Source organism: Reyranella sp., from assembly GCF_965279465.1.
Classification (GTDB): Bacteria; Pseudomonadota; Alphaproteobacteria; order Reyranellales; family Reyranellaceae; genus Reyranella.
In genome coordinates this window covers 2,442,576-2,462,159 of the sequence record NZ_OZ257242.1, presented here as the reverse complement: position 1 = coordinate 2,462,159, position 19,584 = coordinate 2,442,576, and the positions used below count along the sequence as shown (strand labels likewise).

The window sequence follows — 19,584 nt, the reverse complement described above, 5'->3', positions numbered from 1 at the left end:
TATCGTTCAGTTTCATGCTCTTCGCTGGGACGCGCCACTCCGGGGTTGTGAATGTATGGTTGGGCGCGCTGGGAGCGCGGCTCTCCAGAGCCGCTCTTCCTTCGGTTTGCCACATCCCATGAGCGGCTCTGGAGAGCCGCGCTTCCAGCCGTTCCATGCGGTCGATAAATTCACAAGCTCTGCGTGGCGCTCATGATCATGAGCGCCACGGAGTGGCGCGGTCCCAGCCTGAGGCCTAAGCCGCAGCCCTCGGCACCGACTGGGCCTTGACCTGACCGAGCGCTTCCATGAAGTGCTGGCTGTAGGCATGGGCGGTCGTGCGGAACACCTTCTCCTTCAGCGCCAGATGCCGCTCCCGGCGCTCCGGCGCGGGCATGGAGAGAGCCAGATGCATCGCGTCCGCAATGGCGTCGGGATCGAAGGGATTGACGATCAACGCTTCGGTGAGCTCATGCGCCGCACCGGCGAATTGCGACAGGATCAGGACGCCAGGATCCTCGTCGCCCTGGGCAGCGACGAACTCCTTGGCGACCAGGTTCATGCCGTCGCGCAACGGTGTCACGACGCCGACGCGCGCGGTCCGATAGAGACCCGCCAGCGTCGTGCGCGGCGCCGCGCGGGTCGAATAGCGGAGCGGCGTCCAGTCGAATTCCGAGAAGCGCCCGTTGATGCGGCCGGCGAGCCGGTCGAGCTCCGAGCGCAGCTTGCGGTATTCGTCGACCTCTTCGCGCGAGCGCGGGCAGATCTGCAGCAGATGGATCTTGCGATGATGCTCGGGATGTTTCTCGAGCAATCGCGCATAGGCTTCGAAGCGCTGCGGCAGGCCCTTGGAATAATCCATGCGATCGACGCCGATCGCCAGCGCACGGCCGGTCAGGCTGCCGGCGAGGCGCTGGACGACCTTGTCGCTCACCGCGCGATCGGCATCGCGGCTGAAGGACTCGGCATCGATGCCGATCGGGCAGGCGAAGGCACGCATCGAACGCCCGTTCAGCCGCACCCATTCACCCTGCACCGTGGCGCCCAGCATGCGCTGGGCGCAGTCGCGGAAGTCGCGCGCGTGCTCCTCGGTCTGGAAGCCCACCAGATCGTAGGCGCAGAGATCGGCGATCAGTTCGCGCGCGACGGGCAGGGCCTCCATCATCGACGGCGGCGCGAAGGGAATATGCAGGAAAAAGCCCAGTGGCCCGTGGAAGCCGCGCTCACGCAGCATGCGGCCGAACGGGATCAGGTGGTAGTCATGCGCCCACACCGTGTCGTCCGGCTGCAGCACGGCGCCAAGCGAATCGGCGAAGCTGCTGTTAACCGAGAGGTAGCCCTCGTAGTCCTCGCGGTGGAAGCGCATCAGGCCGATGCGGAAATGCAGCAGTGGCCACAGCGCGCCGTTGGCAAAGCCGATGTAGAATCCGCGATAATCCTCCGAGGTAAGGTCGATCGTGGCGTAGGTCACGCCACGCGCCTCGACCAGCGCCGGCTGAGCCGAGGGCTCGGAGGCGAGACGTCCGCTCCAGCCGAACCATACAGTGCCGGGGTGCAGAAGATCGCGCAGCGCCACGGCAAGGCCGCCCGCCGATGCCCCGCGTGCCTTGGGGATCGGGACGCGGTTCGAGACGATCACGACGCGTGCCATAGCCCCTCCTCCCAAGTCCGGGACAAGCGCATGGCGGACAGGATCAGGCCGACCTGCGAATAGGTCTGCGGGAAGTTGCCCCACAGCTCGCCGGTCTTGGGATCGATATCCTCCGACAGCAATCCAACGTGGTTGCGTCGCCCCAGGACGTTGTTGAACAATTCCAGCGCCTCTTCCCGACGACCGACGCTCGCCAGCGCGTCGATGTACCAGAACGTGCACAGCAGGAAGGCATTCGACGGCTTGCCGAAATCGTCGGCCTCGACGTAGCGCATCAGGAAGCCGTTCTTCATCAGCCGCTTGCCGATGACATCGAGCGTGGCGTGGAAACGCGGGTCGTCGGAGCGCAGCAGGCCGATCTCCGGCAGCACCAGGCTCGACGCATCGGCCATATCGCGGTCGAGCACACCCGACAGCCAGCCTCCCTCTGGCATCGCTGCACGCTGCAGAATCTCCTGGCGCAATACGCCGGCGCGGGCCAACCATTCGCGCGATTCGCTGTCGGCGCCGACCCGGCGCGCGATCATGCCGAGCCGATGCTGGGCGGCCCAGCACATCGCGGCGGAGAAGGTGTGGATCTCCTCGCGCTCGCGGTATTCCCAAAGCCCGGCATCGGGAGTCAGCGCGGCCTTGTGGGCCTCGTTGCCGACGACGCAAAGCTGGCGGTAGAGTTCCATGTCGCCGTGGCGCGGCAGACGCTCGTCCCAGAACATCTGTGCCGCGGTCATCACCATCGAGCCGTAGGTGTCGTTCTGGCGCTGAATGACGGCAGCGTTGCCGATGCGCACCGGCCCGTAGCCGCGGTAGCCCGGCAAGGTGTCGATCAGCTTCTCGGCGGTGTCGGTGCCGGGCGCGATGGGAAACAGCGGCGCGATCTGGTCAGCCTCGCCGCGCGAGCTGCCGCCCTCGACGATGTCGACGATGAAGCGCACGAAGCCTTCCATCGTACGTGTCGCCGACAGCCGGTTGAGCGCGGTCACGGTGAAGAACGAATCGCGCAGCCAGGAAAAGCGATAATCCCAGGTGCGCGGCGTGCCGGCAGCCTCGGGCACCGACGTCGTCAGCGCCGCCAGAACCGCACCCGTATCCTCGAAGCTGCAGAGCTTCAGCGTGATTGCCGCGCGAATCACCGCCGCCTGCCAGTCGAACGGGATGTTGAGGTCGCGCACCCAGCTCTGCCAATAGGCCTCGGTCTCCGCGAGGAAGCTGCGCCCCAGCGAATCAGGGTCTTCCGTGATGCTTTCGTCGGCGCCGACGATCAGCGTGAGCGGCCGGTCGAGCCCGAATTCGGTCTCGTGCAGGATGTAGGAGATGGAGGCATCGGTCGTCAGCCGCAGCACCGCAGCGTCGCCGACGAAGCGGGCGTGATGGCTGCCGCTGGTGACCTGCGGCTTCAGCCCGCCGTAGTTGAAGGTAGGCCGCAGCCGCAAGGTGACCCTCGGCCGTCCAGCGGCCGGCTCGAGCCGGCGCACCAGCATCGGCGGACGGAACATCCGCCCGAAGCGGCGGAAACGCGGCGCGAAATCGACGATCCGCAGCGTCCCGGTTGTGCCCTCGACGACCGTCTCCAGGATGGCCGTGTTGGGCAGGTAGCGCTGACGACCTTCCTTGCCGCCGGCAACTGCCGCTTCCATGTAGCCGCCATGGGGCTCGCTGCCGCCGAGCAGCGCATTGAACACCGGATCGCCGTCGAGACGGCCCAGGCCGTGCCAGACATGGCGTCCGCGCCGATCGATCAGGCTGGCAATGGCGCAGTTGCCGATGACACCGAGCTCGAGGGTACTCATTCGATGCTCACGGCGAAACGCTGCTCATGGCGAAACGCTCGTCGGGGCGGCAGGCGGCGCCGGACGACCGTCCATGCGCTCCATGCCGCGGGTCAGCCAGGCACGGACTTGCGCAGGATCCCCCCCGAACACTTCGGCGACGCGCAGGCCGAGCCCGCCGAACCGGCGCGCCATGCTCATTCCGGCCTCGTCGGTGAAATCATCGCCGATAAAGATGGGCTTGCGGCCATGGAACGGCGCATGGCCCATGAGGCGCTCTACGGCGTGCCCCTTCGAGGCCGCGCGCAGGCCAATCTCGACCGCTTCGCGGGCGGGGATCAGGCGGAACCACGGGTGATCGGGAGCGACCAGCGCCCGCACGAGCTGCCACACGTCGTTTTCGCGCTCCGGTGCGAGGCGATAATGAACGGCGACGCCATGCGGTTTGGTCTCGACCCGCACGCCAGGCCAGCGTTCGACGGCGCCGTTCAGCGCCTCGCGCCAAGTGTCCGGAACAGCGATGCCGACCGGTAGTTCCTCGAGCGTACCATCCGCATAGCGGATGGAAACTCCATGCTCACCCGCGGCGGAAGCGAGGAAAGGTGCCAGCAATCCATCGATCTGGCCGATCGGGCGGCCGCTCACGATCGCTACGGCGCCGTCGAGCTGGTGATGGAGATGGGCGAGCACCGCCGGAAGCGCGGGCGGAACCACGACCAGCTCAGGCGTCGCGGCGATCTCGAGCAAAGTGCCGTCGAGATCGAGAAACAGCGCAGATTTCCGGTCGAGCTCCGGCGGTGCCATTCTGCGAGTTCCCCTGCGCGTTGATCTCTATTCTTACGCGACGGGTACTCGGTTGAATACGCCGCCCGCAGCCGCCCAAAACGATAGGCGACACGCATGCGCGCGAGAGTAACGGTCGGAGCCGCGCAGGGTTGCGAGCGGAAACGTGACGATTTTGTGGCGATTTGAGGAACTCAGCGCAAGAAGCCGATTTTCTCCCAAAAGGGCTTGCCCGATTCGTAGGCAGCCGCAGCCGGCGAAATCCCCGCATCCCGCAGGCTGCGCGCATCCATCTTGGCCAAACAGCGCCGCATCGCGGTCCGCTCCCGCCACACCGCCCAGCTCAGGGCGAGCCGTTGCAGCGGACCGCCTTTGGGCGTGGCGGCCGTGGCATAGAGGTCGACGGGGATGGAGAGGCGATCGCGGGACTGATAGCTCATCTTTGGCCTGCTTCGTGAGGTGATGCGCCGAACATGGTCTCGCCCCCCTGCGCTCTCAATTACATCGCAGGTAATCGGTGCAAGAGAGCTCCTCATGCAGCGCGAGAGAAAACTTGCGCAGCCAGCGCGCATGCTAAGGTCCATCGCCTGAAGGAGTTCGCATGCTGCCCTCTCAACGTGCCCTGTTCGACATGCCGCGCGATGTCTGTTTCCTGAACGCCGCCGCCTGGAGCCCCCTGCCGCTCGCCTCCCAGGAGGCCGGCCGCGCCGCCATGGCGAGAAAGGGACAGCCGTGGAAGCTCCCCGACGGCTTCCAGTCCGCGCAGTACGAGCGCACGCGCAAGGCGGCCGCGGCGCTGATCGGCGCCGATCCCGACGACGTCGCCCTGATCTCGTCGGTCGGCTACGGCGTGTCGACGGCGGGCAAGGTCCTGCCGATCCCGCGCGGCAGCCGCGTCATTGTGCTCGAGAACGATCACACCTCGCCGGTGCTGGAATGGATCGGCCGCGCCGAGGCCGGTGGATTCACCGTCGACACCGTCAAGCAGCCGGGCGACGGCGACTGGACGTCGGCCGTTCTCGACACGATCGAGCGCACGGGCGCGGCACCGGTGGCGCTGGCGTCGATCTCCTCGGTGCACTGGTCGGACGGCGGTGCACTCGATCTCACGCGCATCCGCGACGCGCTGAAGAAGCAGGGCGCCGCGCTGCTGGTCGATGCAACACATGACGCGGGTGTGCGTCCCATCGATGTGAAGACACTCGATCCCGATTTCCTGATCTTCCCGACCTACAAGTGGGTGCTCGGCCCCTACGGGCGCGCCTTCCTCTATGTCGCCAAGCGCCACCAGAACGGCGTGCCGCTCGAGCAGACCGCCGCGGCGCGCAAGGCGGTCAACGCCGAGGACACGATCTATTTCCGCGACACCTCCTACCGCGACGACGCGCGGCGCTACGACATGGGCGAGCGCGACCACTTCATCACCATGGAGATGGCCGCGATCGGCATGGAGATGATGGCGGGCTGGGGCAACGACGCGATCGTCGAGCGGCTGTCGATGCTGACCGGCAAGCTGGCCGACGGCCTGGGCAATCTCGGCGTCGGCCTGCTCGACCCCAAGCTGCGCGCGCCGCACATCCTGTGCGTCAGCTTCCCCAAGGGCATGGCGCCCGACCTGGCGAAGAGGCTCGCCGCCGAGAACGTGCACGCCGCGCCGCGACTTGGTCGCCTGCGCATCAGCCCGCACGTCTACAACGACGAGCAGGACGTCGACCGCTTCGTCGACGTTTTCCGCAAGGTCGCGGTTTGATGCTTCATACCGAAGCCTAGTCGGCTTAGTGAGAGTCTCTATCACGACCACCCGGTGTCATCCCGAGCGCAGCGAGGGATCTATGGAGCAGCGCATAGATCCCTCGCTGCGCTCGGGATGACACCGTTTTTGGGCCAACATCAAGGCTGACGGATAGCATGCAAGCGCGACTGGCCGTCGATATCGGCGGCACCTTCACCGACCTCGTGCTCGAGACGGCGGAGCGTGCTCACGCCATCAAGGTGCTGACCACGCCCGATGCGCCCGAGCGCGCCGTGATGGCGGGGGTTCGCAGCGTCCTGGCCGAGGCGAAGTGCACGGCGTCCGACGTGGCGCTGGTGGTTCACGGCACGACGCTCGCCACCAACGCGCTGATCGAGCGCAAGGGCGCGCGCACCGCCCTGCTCACCACCGAGGGGTTTCGCGATTCGCTGGAGATCGCCTGGGAGCATCGCTTCGAGCAGTACGACATCTACATGGAGCGGCCCGATCCGCTGGTGCCGCGCGACCTCCGCTTCGGCGTGCCTGAAAGGGTTGCCGCCGACGGCGCCGTGCTGCTGGCGCTCGACGAGGCGGCGGTGCGCCGCGTCGCTGACGAATTACGGCGCGAGAAGGTCGAAGCCGTCGCCGTCTGCTTCCTGCACAGCTTCACCAACGAGGCGCACGAGCGGCGCGCCGGCCAGATCCTCGCCGAGGAGTTGCCCGGCGTGGCGGTCTCGCTGTCGTGCGAAGTCTGTCCCGAGATCCGCGAATACGAGCGCGCCTCGACGACGATCGCCAACGCCTATGTGCTGCCGCGCATGGCGGGCTATCTCGGCCAGCTCGAGACCGACCTGAAGAAGGAGGGCATCGCCGGTCCGCTGCTGTTGATGATGTCGTCGGGCGGCATCACCACCGTCGACACGGCACGGCGCTATCCGGTGCGGCTCGTGGAGTCGGGGCCGGCCGGCGGCGCGATCCTGGCGCTCACGGTTGCGGCCGAGAACGGCCTCGACAAGGCGGTGGCCTTCGATATGGGCGGCACGACGGCCAAGCTCACCCTGCTCGACGGCCTCGAGCTGCAGCGCTCGCGCCAGTTCGAGGTCGCGCGCGCCTATCGCTTCGTGCAGGGCAGCGGCCTGCCGGTGCGCATTCCCGTGATCGAGCTGGTCGAGATCGGTGCCGGCGGCGGCTCGATCGCGCGCATCGACGCGCTGGGCCGCATCCAGGTCGGCCCCGATTCCTCGGGTAGCGTGCCGGGCCCGGCCTGCTACGGCAACGGCGGCACCGAGCCCACCGTCACCGACGCCGACACGATGCTGGGCCGGCTCGACCCGGCGCGCTTCGCCGGCGGCGCGATCCCGCTCCATCCCGCCAAGGCCGCGGCGGCGCTCGAGGCCATCGCAAAGCCGTTGCGGACCGATGCCGCCGGTGCCGCCGTGGGCGTGGCGGAGATCGTCGACGAGACGATGGCCAGCGCCGCGCGCGTGCACGCGGTCGAGAACGGCAAGGACACGGCCGAGCGCACGCTGATCGCCTTTGGCGGCGCGGCGCCGCTGCATGCCGCCCGGCTCGCCCGCAAGCTCGGCATGAAGAAAGTCGTGGTGCCGGTCGGCGCCGGTGTCGGCTCTGCCTTCGGCTTCCTGCGCGCGCCGATCGCCTACGAAGTTGTCCGCACGCGCCACCTGCGGCTCGACCAGTTCGACGCCAAGACCGCCAACGAGCTGTTTGCCGCCATGCGCCAGGAGGCCGAAGCGGTCGTGCGGACCGGCGCACCGACCGAGGATCTCGTCGAAACGCGCCACGGCTTCATGCGCTATCGCGGTCAAGGTCACGAGATCGCCGTCCCGTTGCCAAATACGCCGTTCTCCAGCACCGCCGTCGCCGAGCTGCGACGGCGCTTCGAGGAAACCTACGCCGCCGTATTCGGGCGTGTGATCCCCAAGCTCGAGGTCGAGGCGCTGACCTGGACACTGTCGCTGGCGACCGCGCGGCCACTGCCCAAGCCCGCCGCCGAGCCCGCCCGGCTCACGGCCCCGGCGGCGAGCGGACACCGCGAGCTGATCGATTCGGCCACCGGCACGCGCGAGACAGCGGCCATCCATGAACGCAAGGCCCTCGCACCGGGCATGAGGCTCGACGGACCGGCACTGATCGTCGAGGATGGCACGACCACCGTCGTGCCGACGGGTTTCTCCGCCCGCATGAATGCGGTCGGCCAGATCGTCCTGGAGGACGTGACATGAGCGCTCCCGCCGACATCCGACTGCAGGTGATGTGGAACCGCTTGCTCTCCGTGGTCGAGGAACAGGCGCGCGCGCTGGTGCGCACCGCCTTCTCGACCAGCGCGCGCGAGGCCGGCGACATCTCGGCCGGCGTGTTCGATCTCGAGGGCCAGATGCTCGCCCAGGCCGTCACCGGCACGCCGGGCCACGTGAACTCGATGGCGCGCAGCGTCATTCATTTCATCCGCGAGTTTCCCGTCGAGACGATGAAACCGGGCGATGCCTACGTCACCAACGACCCATGGAAGGGCACCGGCCATCTCTACGACATCGTCGTCACCTCGCCGGCGTTCCATGACGGCAGGCTGGTGGCGCTATTCTCCTGCACCACGCACGTGGTCGATATCGGCGGGCTGGGCCAGTCACCCGACGGAAGGCAGGTCTATCACGAGGGTTTGTTCCTGCCGCTGCTGCCGCTGATGCGCGAAGGCAGGATGGACGAGAGCGTGATGCGCATCATCCGCTCCAATGTCCGCGAGGCGGTTCAGGTCGAGGGCGACATCCATGCCCTGATCGGCTGCAACCTGATCGGCGAACGGCGGCTTTCGGACATGATGCGCGAGCACGGCATAGCCGATCTCGACGAGCTCGGCCGGCACATCATCGACAAGAGCCGCGCCGGCATGGTGGCGGCGATCGGCAAGCTGCCGCGCGGCACCTGGAAGGGCCATATGCGGATCGACGGCTACGATGCGCCGATCGACCTGCATGCGGCGGTCACGATCAACGCCGACCATATCGCGGTCGACTATGCCGGCACCTCGGCCTCGTCGATCTACGGCATCAATTCGCCAATGTGCTACACGGAGGCCTACACCGCCTTCGGCATCAAGTGCGTCGTGGCGCCGACTATCCCCAATAATGCCGGCACGCTCGATTCGATCCTCGTGACCGCGCCCGAGAACACCATCGTCAACGCGCTGCATCCGGCGGCGGTCAACGCGCGCAGCACGATCGGCCACATGCTGCCCGACGTCTGCTACGACGCGCTGCACCAGGCGCTGCCCGGCCGGGTACCGGCCGAGGGCACCAGCAATCTCTGGAACCTGAAGCTCGGTGCCGGGCATGGCATGACCGGCACGATCGGCAACAGCCGGCCATTCATGGTAACGACTTTCCATTCTGGCGGCGCGGGTGCGCGCCCGGGCCTCGACGGCCTGTCGGCGACGCCCTTCCCGTCGGGCGTGCGCAACGTGCCGGTCGAGATCACCGAGACGATCGCCCCGGTGGTCATCTGGAAGAAGGAATACCGCCCCGACTCGGGCGGTCCCGGCGAGCGCCGCGGCGGGCTTGGCCAGGTGATGGAGGTCGAGCATCGCGAAGGCGCGCCGTTCGGCATCTTCGCCACCTTCGAGCGGGTCAAGCATCCCGCCCGCGGCCGCGACGGCGGCAAACCCGGCGGCAACGGCCGGCTGTCGCTCGCCTCTGGCGAGGTGATGAAGGCCAAGGGCTTCCAGACGATCCCGGCCGGCGAGCGCCTCGTGGTCGAGATGCCCGGCGGCGGCGGCTTCGGCGACCCGAAGAAGCGCGACCGCGCCGCCGTGAAGCGCGACGTCAAGCTCGGGCTGGTGAGCGAAGAGCAAGCGAAGGCGGTGTATGGGGTCGACGGCGACTAGGGCCGACCCATAAGGCCGTGCACCGCCGTGCCCTGTTTCAGCCCGATACCAGACACCGAACGCGTCCTCGCGGTCTGGCACGGATGCGCGGGCACTCGACATCGGCGGATGGTCATGGATGGCAATCAGCCGCTCGATGGCTGCCTCGCCGCAAAATAAGCCACGATTCGATCACGAACAGCCTGCGGTGTTGGTCTCTCCCCGAACTTCAGCGTATCGGGATGAAACGTGTGCCATGGATACGCACGCGACACCCAATCCTCGACGGTGGGGGAGAACGTCGAAGGATCATCGAGACTGCCGGCATAAAGCGCCTGCAACTTCGAGTAGATCGAGTCGCCTTCCCATCGGGCCGAGACCGGTGATCCACAGGCGGGACAGAAACCGCGGGAAAGCCTGTTCCCGGAGGCGGTCGTTACAGCATGGAAGGCCTGGTCCGCTCCTTCGAAGATTACCCGATCGCTCGCTATCAGGAGCACCGCGGCGGAGGCGCCGCCGCTCGCCCGTTGGCAGTCCCGACAATGACAGATCAGCTCGACGATCGGCCTATCGCGGCACCTGTAACGGATCGCACCACATGCGCACCCGCCCGTTGCTTCCTTATTCATGGATGCGCTCCCCCCAAGTGGCAGTGTTGTCGGTTGGTGGACTTGGCCCTTCAGTCCGGCATCGTGAACTCTGGCGCCATGACTGCATTTCCATTCTTCGTGAGGCTGATCCGCACTTTGAGGATCGGCTGATAGTCCGGATCGTGCAGGAAGTCCCGGATCGCCTGTTCGGATGGGAACCGTATAACGACGACACTCTTGGCCGGATCGCCTTGCAGGGGCTTCGCATCAAAGTCAGCAACAAGCACTTCGGCCTTGTGCTTCGCGAGGAGCGGCACGACCTTGGCGATGTACGCCTGGGTGTATTTCTCCAGATCGATGACCGTCTGCGTAAGAATGTAGTAGGCGCTCATTGCAGTCCCCCGTGGCCCGGACGACGTCGCCGGCGGCGCGACGCCCTGTCGGTTCAAGAGATCCCAACCAGGGACTGTCAGGACAAGCAGGTGCGCCGGCATGCGAAGGGTTGCGAGGCAATTCGTCAAAGGCGATCCTGAGCGCGATTGGTCGAGGGTGGGGGCGGCATGGCAGCGGTCTCGGACTTCGCGCACAAATTCGGCCTCGTGCTGAAGGCCTGCAATCTCAGTCGCGTGCGAGTGGCCCAGGCCGTCGGGGTAGACAAGTCCGTTGTCAGCCGCTGGGCATCTGGCGGGCAGGTGCCGACCGACCACAATCTTACGCTGCTCACCGAGGTGGTCGGGCGCCACAGGCTGGGCTTCGCACGCATCGACTGGGATCTCGCCGCTCCTGCATTTGCGGTGCGTCTCGGCCTGGGCGATGCTGCAGCAGGCGGCGAACCGGAGCTCGCATTGCCGGCGCACCCTTCGATCGCCGTGCTGCCGTTCACCAACCTGAGCGATGACCCCGAGCAGGACTACTTTGCCGACGGTGTGGTCGAGGAGATCACCACTGCGCTCTGCCGGCTGCGTTGGCTCTTCGTGATCGCACGCAATTCGAGCTTCACCTACAAGGACAAGCATACCGACGTGAAGCTGGTCGGACGCGAGCTCGGCGTGCGCTACGTGCTCAAGGGATCGGTGCGCAGGATCGCAAGCCGTGTGCGCATCGCCGCACAGCTCATCGATGCCGGATCGGGCGTGCACATCTGGGCGGACAGGTTCGACGGCACGCTCGACGACATCTTCGCCCTGCATGACGCGGTGGCGTGGCAGGTTGCCGGGGCTGTCGAGCCGAACCTGCGCGAGGCTGAAATCGACCGCAGCCTGCGCAAGCCGACGACGAGCCTCGATGCATACGACCTTTACATGCGGGGCTTGGTGGCTTTCAGGAGCCTGTCACCCGACAGCCTGCTTGTCACCATGGAGCTGACACGGCAGGCGATCGTGCTCGACCCGAACTTCGCGCGCGCACTCGCGCTGCGCGGCCTGTGCATCCAGCACCTCCAGTCGGGCAAGGAAGACGACCCCGTCGCACGGGCGGAGGCGTTGAGGCTGGCGCATGCCGCGCTTGCCGCGTGCAGAGACGATTGGGAAGCCGCGAGCATCGCCGCGACCGTCATTTCCTCGATGGGCGGGAGCATCGAGACGGCCTTGGCAGCCTCGCAGCGCGCGCTCACGCTCAATCCGAGCGGCTTTCTGGCCCTCCAGCACAATGGCTGGATCCAGTGCATCGCCGGCAATCCTGCCGCCGCAATAGAACCCTTCACCCGTGCCCTGCGGCTCAGTCCGCGCGATCCGTTCCTGGGATACTGCGAAGCCGGGCTCGGCGTGGCCTATCGCGATGCCGGCCGTCCGCAAGAGGCCCTGGTCTGGGCACAGCGGGCGATCATGTCGCTGCCGAGATTGCCGGCCGGATATCGTGCAGCAACCGTTGCTCTGGTCGATCTCGGCCGTATCGACGATGCGAAGGAACAGATAGCGCAGTTGCTGAAGGTGTTTCCCGAGCATCGCATCCGCCCCGAGTTCGTTCGCCGCCACAATCGCAACGAGGCGACGGCGGAAGCCTGGATCGCAGCGCTGCGCGCGGCGGGCCTGCCGGACTGAGCCGGGCACATTGCGCCATAGGCGGGCGATGGAGAGCGAATCGAAGCTGCTCGTATCCTTCGTGACGTCATGGATATCTCCCGACATCTTCCTCAGTCATTGCAGCCATAAGCGAAAATACGGCTGCTCCCTCTTCCCTCGCGTAGCCGGGAAGCCCTAGCATCCGCGCCAACAATCGGAGGGGACACGACATGACGAGCTGGCAGCCCAACGAGCGATACCCCGATCCGGCGGTGCGCGTGCTCGATCCGGCGTTCAACAAGTATCGCCTGCCGCTGGCGTCGGTCGAGCGGCTCTACACCGGCTGCCGCTGGTCCGAGGGACCGGTTTATCTCGGCGACAACCGCTGCCTTCTGTGGAGCGACATTCCCAACAACCGCATCCTGCGCTGGGACGAGGAGACGGGTGTCGTCTCGACCTTCCGCAAGCCGTCGAACAACGCCAACGGCCACACGCGCGACCGTTATGGACGGCTGGTCGGCTGCGAGCACGACACCCGCCGCGTGGTGCGCACCGAGTATGACGGCTCGATCACCGTGCTGGCGGACAGCTACAACGGCAAGAAGCTCAACTCGCCCAACGACGTGGTGGTGAAGTCCGACCATTCGGTGTGGTTCACCGATCCGACCTTCGGCATCCTGGGCTACTACGAGGGCCACAAGGACGAGAGCGAGAACACACCCGCCGTCTATCGTCTCGACGCGACGACCGGGAAGCTTGCCATGATGACCGACGAGGTGCCGGGGCCCAACGGGCTCGCCTTCTCGCCCGACGAGAAGAAGCTTTATGTCGTGGGTTCACGCGCCGAGCCTCGCCGCACGATCATGGTCTATGATGTGATCGATAACGGCACCAGGCTGGCCAACGGCAAGGTCTTGATCGACGCCGGGCCGGGCGGCTCGCCCGACGGCTTCCGTGTGGATGTCGACGGCAACCTGTGGTGCGGCTGGGGCATGGGCTCGGACGAGCTCGATGGCGTGCGCATCTTCGATCCGGAAGGCAAGCCGATCGGCCATATTTCCCTGCCGGAGCGCGCCGCCAACCTCTGCTTCGGCGGCCGCTACCGCAACCGGCTGTTCATCGCCGCCAGCCATTCGCTCTACGCGCTCTACGTCAACACGCAGGGTGCGCTCGGCGGCTGATCCGGCAAGTTCAATGTCCGGTGTCGATTCGCGGTACGCCTGGTGGCGACTGGCCGCCAGTGCTGCCATGAGCATGCTCGGCAGCTTCGGCATGTGGGGTGTCGTGGTGGTCTTCCCCGCGGTCCAGGCCGACTTCGGCATCTCGCGCGCCGATGTCGCCTTCTCCTACACTACGACCATGCTCGGGTTCGGCGCGGGCTCGATCCTGCTCGGCCAGCTGATCGACAAGCGCGGGGCTTTCGCAACCATGCTGCTGGCGACCCTGCTGCTGGCCGCAGGTTGCCTCCTGGCCGCGCTCGCACCGGTCTTCTGGGTGTTCGCCCTGGTCCAGGGAGTCTTGATCGGCTTCGGCTCGGCGGCGATGTTCATGTCGCTGGTCGCCGACATCTCGCACTGGTTCCTCAAGCGCCGCGGCCTCGCCATGGCGATCTGCGCCTCGGGCAACTACGTCGGCGGTGCGCTGTGGCCCCAGATCGTCGAGGGACTTACCCGCGCCTACGATTGGCGCACGGCCTACGTCATCGTCGGCGGGATCATTCTGGCCGGCATGTTGCCGTGCTGCCTGGCCTTGATGCGCCCGTCGCCGGTGCATGCCGCGGGGGGAGCGACGTCCGCCGCACCGCATTCGACACAGGCGCTCGGCCTGTCGCCGAACGCGCTTCAGGCGCTGCTCGCTGTGGCCGGTGTTGCGTGCTGCATCGCCATGGCGATGCCGCAGGTCCATATCGTCGCCTACTGCGTCGACCTCGGCTATGGCCCGGCGCGCGGCGCGGAGATGCTGGCGATCCTGAGTGCCGGCGGCGTCATCAGCCGGATCGCGTCGGGCTGGATCGCAGACAGGGTCGGCGGAATCCGCACCTTGCTGCTGGGCTCGACCCTCCAGGCGATCGCGCTGCTGTTCTATCTCGTCTTCGACGGGCTGACCTCGCTCTTCCTGGTATCGACCCTGTTCGGGCTCGTCCAGGGCGGCATCATCCCGTCCTACGGCATGATCGTGCGAGAGTATTTCCCGCCGCGGGAAGCTGGCATGCGCATCGGCATCGCCATCTCGGCAACGATCGTCGGCATGGCCCTGGGCGGATGGATGGGCGGCGCCCTGTTCGATCTCACCGGCTCATATCGCGCCGCCTTCATCAACGGCATCGCCTGGAACGTGCTCAACGGCGCGATGATCTGGTGGCTGCTGGCGCGTCAGACAAGGCGGAATGTCTATGCATAGCGCGTCGGGAATCGATTCGGCCTACGCCTGGCGGCGGCTCGCCGCCAGCGTGCTGCTCAGCACTCTGGGCGGCATCGGCATGTGGGCTCTGGCGGTCGCGATGCCCGCGGTGCAGGCCGACCTCGGCGTCAGCCGCGCCGACATCTCCTTCGCCTACTCGCTGAACATGCTGGGCTTCTTCGCCGGCGGCGTCGTGACCGGACGTCTGGTCGACCGGCGCGGCATCGTCTTCGTCTCGATCGTGAGCGCGCTCGGGCTTTCCGCAGGCTTCGCGCTGGCGGCTCTCGCCCCCACGCTGGCCCTGTTCGCCGCGGCCCAGGTGCTGGTCGGCTTCAGCGCCGCCGCCACCTTCGCGCCGCTGGTCGCCGACATATCGCACTGGTTCGAAAAACGGCGCGGCCTCGCCGTCGCCATCGCCGCGTCGGGCAACTACCTCGCGGGCGCAATCTGGCCGCCCATCGTCGGCTTGATGATCCAGCATCATGGCTGGCGGGTGACCTACGGCTCGGCAGCGGTGCTCTGCTTTCTCACCATGATCCCGCTGGCGCTGACGTTGAAGCGCCGGGCGCCCGACCATGACGCCGCGCACGCCGCCTCCGTTGCGAACCAGTCGCTGGCCGCACTCGGCCTGTCGCCCCGTGCGCTGCAGACACTGCTCATCGTCGCCGGCCTGTCCTGCTGCGTCGCCATGTCGATGCCGCAAGTCCACATCGTCGCCTACTGCTCGGACCTCGGCTACGGCGTGGCACGCGGCGCTGAAATGCTGTCGCTGATGCTGGGCTTCGGCATCGTCAGCCGGGTCGCCACGGGCTGGCTCGCGGACCGGGTCGGCGGCGCGATGACCTTGCTGATCGGTTCGACACTGCAATGCGTGGCGCTGGTCTTCTATCTATTGTCCGACTCGCTGTTCTCACTCTATCTCGCCTCGGCGCTGTTCGGCCTGTTCCAGGGCGGCATCGTGCCGTCGTACGCGATCATCGTGCGCGAGTATTTCCCCCCGCGCGAGGCGGCGTCGCGGGTCGGCCTCACCGTCTCGTCGACCATCGTCGGCATGGCGCTGGGCGGCTGGATGGGCGGCGTGATGTTCGACATCACCGGATCCTACCGGGCCGCCTTCATCAACGGGATCGCCTGGAACGTGCTGAACGCCGCCATCGCCTGGTGGCTGCTCAGCCGCCAGATGCGCCGGCCCGCCGTCGCCTGATTCCTCGATGTCGTGAAGCTCTTAGCCGGAAGCTCAAACGACCTTATCGGCGCAGCACCGCCGTCAGGGCGTCGCCGGTGTAGGGCTTCCGCACGCGTGCCACGCCCAACAGCTTGGGCGGAAAGGCGATGTCCTCGCCATAGCCGGTCGTGAATGCGAAGGGGACGCCCATCCCAGCCAGGCGCTCGGCGACGGCAAAGCTGGTTTCGGTGCCGAGATTGATGTCGAGCAGGGCGTAGTCCGGCGTGTGCACATCGATCGTCGCCATCGCCTGCGCGACGCTGGCCGCGGTGCGGACCGATGGAACGCCGATCCGGCGCACCATGTCCTCGGCATCGAGCGCAATGATCATGTTGTCCTCGACGATCAACACGTCCTTCGGCAGATCGGCGGCTGTCGGCGGCGGCGCGGCCTTTTCGGGCGCGGCGACCGCCGTTCCTGGAGCGGCCCGCACGTAGGTCGACGGAATGATGAAGCCAGCGCGCACGCCCGATGATGCGTAGTCCACTTTTGCCTCGCCTTTCAGGTCATAGGGGATCGAACGCTCGATCACCGTCGTGCCAAAACCTCGCCGCGTCGGCGGCTTGACCGGCGGGCCGCCGCTTTCGCGCCAATCGATATGCAGGCGGCGCAACGGGTCGAGCGAGGTGTCGATGTCGATGTGGCCGCGGCTGTCGCTCAGCGCGCCGTACTTGGCCGAATTGGTCATCAGCTCGTGGATCACGAGCGCCACGGTCGTGAAGCCCTGCGGCTCGAGCAGCACCTCGGGGCCGGCGATCCGCACCCGGTTGGCCTTGCCGCCGAGATAAGCGCCGGCTTCCGCCGTCACCAGGCCTCGAAACGAGGCCGGTTGCCAGTTGTCGGCGGTGATCTGGTCATGGGCCCGCGCCAGCGCCTGGATGCGGCCGCCGACCACGTCGGTGAAACCCTCGATGGTCAGCGACGGATCCTTGCTTTGCGAGATGATGCCGCGAATCAGGCCGAGGATGTTGCGGACGCGATGGTTCAGCTCGGCGATCAGGATCTCCTGCCGCTCCTGCGCCCGGCGCCGCTCGACCTCGGTGATGTCCGACAGCCGCAGGATCACCTCGAGCAGACTGACCCGCAGGCTTTCGGCGATGCGGATATCGACCGGCTGCCAGGGGATCGACTGGCCCTGCACCGTCTCGCGCCACAGCTCGAAGCTCTTGCGCGGCGTGAGCCGGGCGCCGAGCGGACCGATCGTGACCGGCTTGCTGGGATCGCCCGCCCAGTTGACGGTGCGGGTCACCTCCTTGCGGAAGAACACCAGGTAGTCGCGCGCCGGCCGCGACAGCGGCACGGCCAGCATGCCGGACGCCTTGTCGGCGAACTGCCGCGCCGGCGGATAGGCCGCGCCGATCTCGTGCGTGGCATGGACCTCGGCGATCTCCTGCCCGTTGAGATGGCCGACCAGGCCGGTGAACTGCTCGACGGTCGGCGTCATGCCCTGCAGGGTGGCGCGCCCCGAGACCGACACGCCGATGCCGTCGCACGCCAGCAGGTCGGCGATCTCGTCGAGATGCGCCACGATGCTCTCGAAGCGGGTCGCCTCGCCCGCCATCACGGTGACGAGCTGGTTGTGCCGCTTGCGCGCGCGCGCCTCATAGCTCGCCTCGCTGTCGCGCTCCCGGCTTTCCATGAGGAGCGAGAACATCTGGCCGAACAGCTCCGCGGCGGTGCGGCGCTCGAACGGAACGAGATGCGTGCCATAGTGGTGGCAGGCGAACAGGCCCCACAGCTTGCCCTCGCGCAGTATCGAAACCGACATGGAGGCGCCGACGCCCATGTTCTGCAGGTACTCGATGTGGATCGGCGAGACCGAGCGCAGCACGCTCATCGAGAGATCGAGCGGCTGGCCGGCAGCGTCGAGCGCCGGTTCGACCGGCGAGGGCTTCGCCCCGATGTCGGGAATGATGCGCAGCCAGTTGCGCTCGTAGAGGACGCGCGCCTGCCGGGGGATGTCCGATGCGGGATAGTGCAAGCCGAGATACGATTCGAGCCCGCCACGCGCGGCCTCGGCAATCACCTCGCCCGAGCCGTCGTGATCGAAGCGATAGATCATCACCCGGTCGAAATTGGTCAGGCCCCGCATCTCGCGCGCGGCCACCCGGTAGAAGGTGCGGAGATCGGGCGTCTGCTGCAGTCGTGCGATCATGGCCCGGACCAACGCGCCCGAATTGACGCTCTGCTCCGCGATGCAGGGTTCGCATTCGATCACCACCGTATCGCCCACCACATGCACGGCGAGGTCGAAGCGCGAACCGTCGGCCAGTATCGGCACCGAGAAGGCCCGCGCGACGGCGTTGGTGAAGACCGCGGTCTGGAGATAGCCACGGATGCTGTGGATTGCGTCGTGGGTGAAGAACTGGTCGAGCGGTCGTCCCAAGAACCTGTCAGGCGTCACGCCGATCCAGTCGAAGACGTTGCGCGAGGCCCGCATCACCGTCCAGTCGGCGATGGAGACAGCGATCAGGAAACCGAACGGCTGGACCGAGCCCAACAGATGGATCGGCTCGCGGTCGCAGTTGGTGAGATCGACGGAAGCGATAACCGGCTCAGCCATGGGCCACACGATCATGGCCCGCACGATCGCCGAACAGGGCGAAGGCCGCCCGGGCGCCGGCCACGGCTTCGTCCGGTGCGCTGCTCACTGCCGGCGATGACTCGAGGCGCAGCAGGAAGCTCGACCATAGATCCCGGCCGGCGCCGTGCGAAAGATACCGCGTGGCCGTTCGCACGCGCGCATCGGGATGGCCGAGCGCACGCCGCAACAACAGCTTGCCGCCGATCCGAGAGCCCTCGAGCACGTAGACGACGCCGAGCTGACGGGCTTCGCCCTCGACCGAGGGCGGATCGAGCTCACGCGGCGGTGTGGCCCCGAGCCCTTGCAGGTCGTCCAGCAGCAAGAAGGCACGTCGGCGCTCATCCCAGTCGGGCACGGTCATGTGGACAGAGGCGCGCTCGAGCGCACGCTCCAGCGGCAACAGCACGGCGGCCATGGCGGACAAAAAGCCCGTGTAGTCCGCCAAACTGCCATCGAAGGACCCGGCAAAGCGGGCGTCGACTTCGGCATGGAGGTGGGCGGTGGCGGTACGCAGTATCCGTCGCGCGGACGGTTGCGTAGACGAAGGGATGGTTGGCATAGGACTTGGCCAACGCAAAATGCCATACTGCGGCACCGTCGAAAGCAGGATTATTATTGCGGCAACTTTCGTCGACAGGGAGCGTTGGAGGGTTATGAGCAAGCGCGTCCTCATCGTCGAAGACGACGCCTTCGTGGCCGACCAGCTGGCGGCCCTGGTCGAAGATCATCTTGCATGCGCACCTATCGTGACTGCCAGCGCGCGCGATGCGTTGGCCTTCGTCGATGTGGATTTCGGCTTTCTCGATATCACGGTGACCGACGGCCAGACGTTCGGCGTGGCTCAACGGCTGCGCGAGCGGGGCATTCCGTTCGTGTTCGTGTCGGCGAGCGACCGGTCCCGCCTCCCCCTGGAACTCGCGGAAGCACCCTTCCTGCGCAAACCGGTGGCAGCCCCGGCCCTGCTGGCGGCGGCTCGCGCGCACCTGTAGAACGGCGG

Annotated in this window: 16 protein-coding genes; 8 read left to right on the top strand and 8 right to left on the bottom strand. The window is 66.9% G+C overall.

Annotated elements, in window-relative coordinates; translation table 11 throughout:
* Nucleotides 1–235: 235 nt before the first annotated feature.
* The 4 genes from ACQY8M_RS12050 to ACQY8M_RS12035 form a co-directional block, all read right to left on the bottom strand.
* Entirely contained in the window at nucleotides 236–1,630 is a 1,395-nt protein-coding gene (locus tag ACQY8M_RS12050; protein WP_428672199.1) for an alpha,alpha-trehalose-phosphate synthase (UDP-forming), read from the bottom strand.
* Entirely contained in the window at nucleotides 1,615–3,417 is a 1,803-nt protein-coding gene (locus ACQY8M_RS12045; RefSeq protein ID WP_428672197.1) for a glycoside hydrolase family 15 protein, read from the bottom strand. Before ACQY8M_RS12045 ends, ACQY8M_RS12050 begins: the two co-directional genes overlap by 16 nt.
* A gap of 24 nt (nucleotides 3,418–3,441) precedes the next feature.
* On the bottom strand, nucleotides 3,442–4,143 hold the full coding sequence (otsB, locus tag ACQY8M_RS12040; RefSeq protein WP_428672195.1) for a trehalose-phosphatase: 702 nt from the start codon (nucleotides 4,141–4,143) through the stop codon (nucleotides 3,442–3,444).
* Between the two features lie 230 nt (nucleotides 4,144–4,373).
* Entirely contained in the window at nucleotides 4,374–4,619 is a 246-nt protein-coding gene (locus ACQY8M_RS12035) for a DUF1127 domain-containing protein (RefSeq protein ID WP_428672193.1), read from the bottom strand.
* A 161-nt stretch (nucleotides 4,620–4,780) separates the two neighbouring features.
* On the opposite strand from ACQY8M_RS12035, the gene ACQY8M_RS12030 reads away from it, so the two are divergent.
* From ACQY8M_RS12030 to ACQY8M_RS12020, 3 genes are all read left to right on the top strand, one after another.
* The gene (locus ACQY8M_RS12030; protein ID WP_428672192.1) at nucleotides 4,781–5,929 is read left to right on the top strand and encodes an aminotransferase class V-fold PLP-dependent enzyme; all 1,149 of its coding nucleotides are present in this window, start codon (nucleotides 4,781–4,783) and stop codon (nucleotides 5,927–5,929) included.
* Between the two features lie 146 nt (nucleotides 5,930–6,075).
* Nucleotides 6,076–8,154 (top strand): hydantoinase/oxoprolinase family protein, encoded by a 2,079-nt coding sequence (locus ACQY8M_RS12025; protein ID WP_428675351.1) that lies wholly within the window; start codon nucleotides 6,076–6,078, stop codon nucleotides 8,152–8,154.
* Nucleotides 8,151–9,809 carry a hydantoinase B/oxoprolinase family protein gene (locus ACQY8M_RS12020; protein ID WP_428672190.1) on the top strand — a complete coding sequence of 553 codons (1,659 nt, stop codon included), beginning with the start codon at nucleotides 8,151–8,153 and terminating at the stop codon, nucleotides 9,807–9,809. The genes ACQY8M_RS12025 and ACQY8M_RS12020 overlap by 4 nt, the downstream gene beginning before the upstream one ends.
* A gap of 125 nt (nucleotides 9,810–9,934) precedes the next feature.
* On the opposite strand, the gene ACQY8M_RS12015 is transcribed toward ACQY8M_RS12020, so the two are convergent.
* Together ACQY8M_RS12015 and ACQY8M_RS12010 are read right to left on the bottom strand one after the other, a co-directional pair.
* The gene (locus ACQY8M_RS12015) at nucleotides 9,935–10,417 is read right to left on the bottom strand and encodes a GFA family protein (protein ID WP_428672188.1); all 483 of its coding nucleotides are present in this window, start codon (nucleotides 10,415–10,417) and stop codon (nucleotides 9,935–9,937) included.
* Between the two features lie 50 nt (nucleotides 10,418–10,467).
* A complete protein-coding gene (locus tag ACQY8M_RS12010) occupies nucleotides 10,468–10,770 on the bottom strand; it encodes a DUF1330 domain-containing protein (protein WP_428672186.1) in 303 nt (100 codons plus the stop codon).
* A 168-nt stretch (nucleotides 10,771–10,938) separates the two neighbouring features.
* Between ACQY8M_RS12010 and ACQY8M_RS12005 the strand changes: the two genes are divergently transcribed.
* From ACQY8M_RS12005 to ACQY8M_RS11990, 4 genes are all read left to right on the top strand, one after another.
* Complete coding sequence (locus tag ACQY8M_RS12005) at nucleotides 10,939–12,417, top strand: helix-turn-helix domain-containing protein (protein ID WP_428672184.1); 1,479 nt, start codon at nucleotides 10,939–10,941, stop codon at nucleotides 12,415–12,417.
* A 191-nt stretch (nucleotides 12,418–12,608) separates the two neighbouring features.
* Nucleotides 12,609–13,559, top strand: coding sequence for an SMP-30/gluconolactonase/LRE family protein (locus tag ACQY8M_RS12000; protein ID WP_428672182.1), 951 nt, complete (start codon nucleotides 12,609–12,611; stop codon nucleotides 13,557–13,559).
* Between the two features lie 13 nt (nucleotides 13,560–13,572).
* Nucleotides 13,573–14,778 (top strand): MFS transporter, encoded by a 1,206-nt coding sequence (locus ACQY8M_RS11995; protein WP_428672180.1) that lies wholly within the window; start codon nucleotides 13,573–13,575, stop codon nucleotides 14,776–14,778.
* Complete coding sequence (locus ACQY8M_RS11990) at nucleotides 14,765–15,982, top strand: MFS transporter (protein WP_428672178.1); 1,218 nt, start codon at nucleotides 14,765–14,767, stop codon at nucleotides 15,980–15,982. The genes ACQY8M_RS11995 and ACQY8M_RS11990 overlap by 14 nt, the downstream gene beginning before the upstream one ends.
* A 43-nt stretch (nucleotides 15,983–16,025) precedes the next feature.
* Here the strand turns inward: ACQY8M_RS11990 and ACQY8M_RS11985 are convergent, their stop codons facing one another.
* Both ACQY8M_RS11985 and ACQY8M_RS11980 read right to left on the bottom strand, forming a co-directional pair.
* The gene (locus ACQY8M_RS11985) at nucleotides 16,026–18,566 is read right to left on the bottom strand and encodes an HWE histidine kinase domain-containing protein (protein WP_428672176.1); all 2,541 of its coding nucleotides are present in this window, start codon (nucleotides 18,564–18,566) and stop codon (nucleotides 16,026–16,028) included.
* Nucleotides 18,559–19,248, bottom strand: a complete 690-nt coding sequence (locus ACQY8M_RS11980; protein WP_428672174.1) for a biliverdin-producing heme oxygenase — start codon at nucleotides 19,246–19,248, stop codon at nucleotides 18,559–18,561. Before ACQY8M_RS11980 ends, ACQY8M_RS11985 begins: the two co-directional genes overlap by 8 nt.
* Here ACQY8M_RS11980 and ACQY8M_RS11975 point away from each other — a divergent pair.
* Entirely contained in the window at nucleotides 19,241–19,576 is a 336-nt protein-coding gene (locus tag ACQY8M_RS11975; RefSeq protein ID WP_428672172.1) for a response regulator, read from the top strand. The genes ACQY8M_RS11980 and ACQY8M_RS11975 overlap by 8 nt on opposite strands.
* The last annotated feature ends 8 nt before the right edge of the window (nucleotides 19,577–19,584 follow it).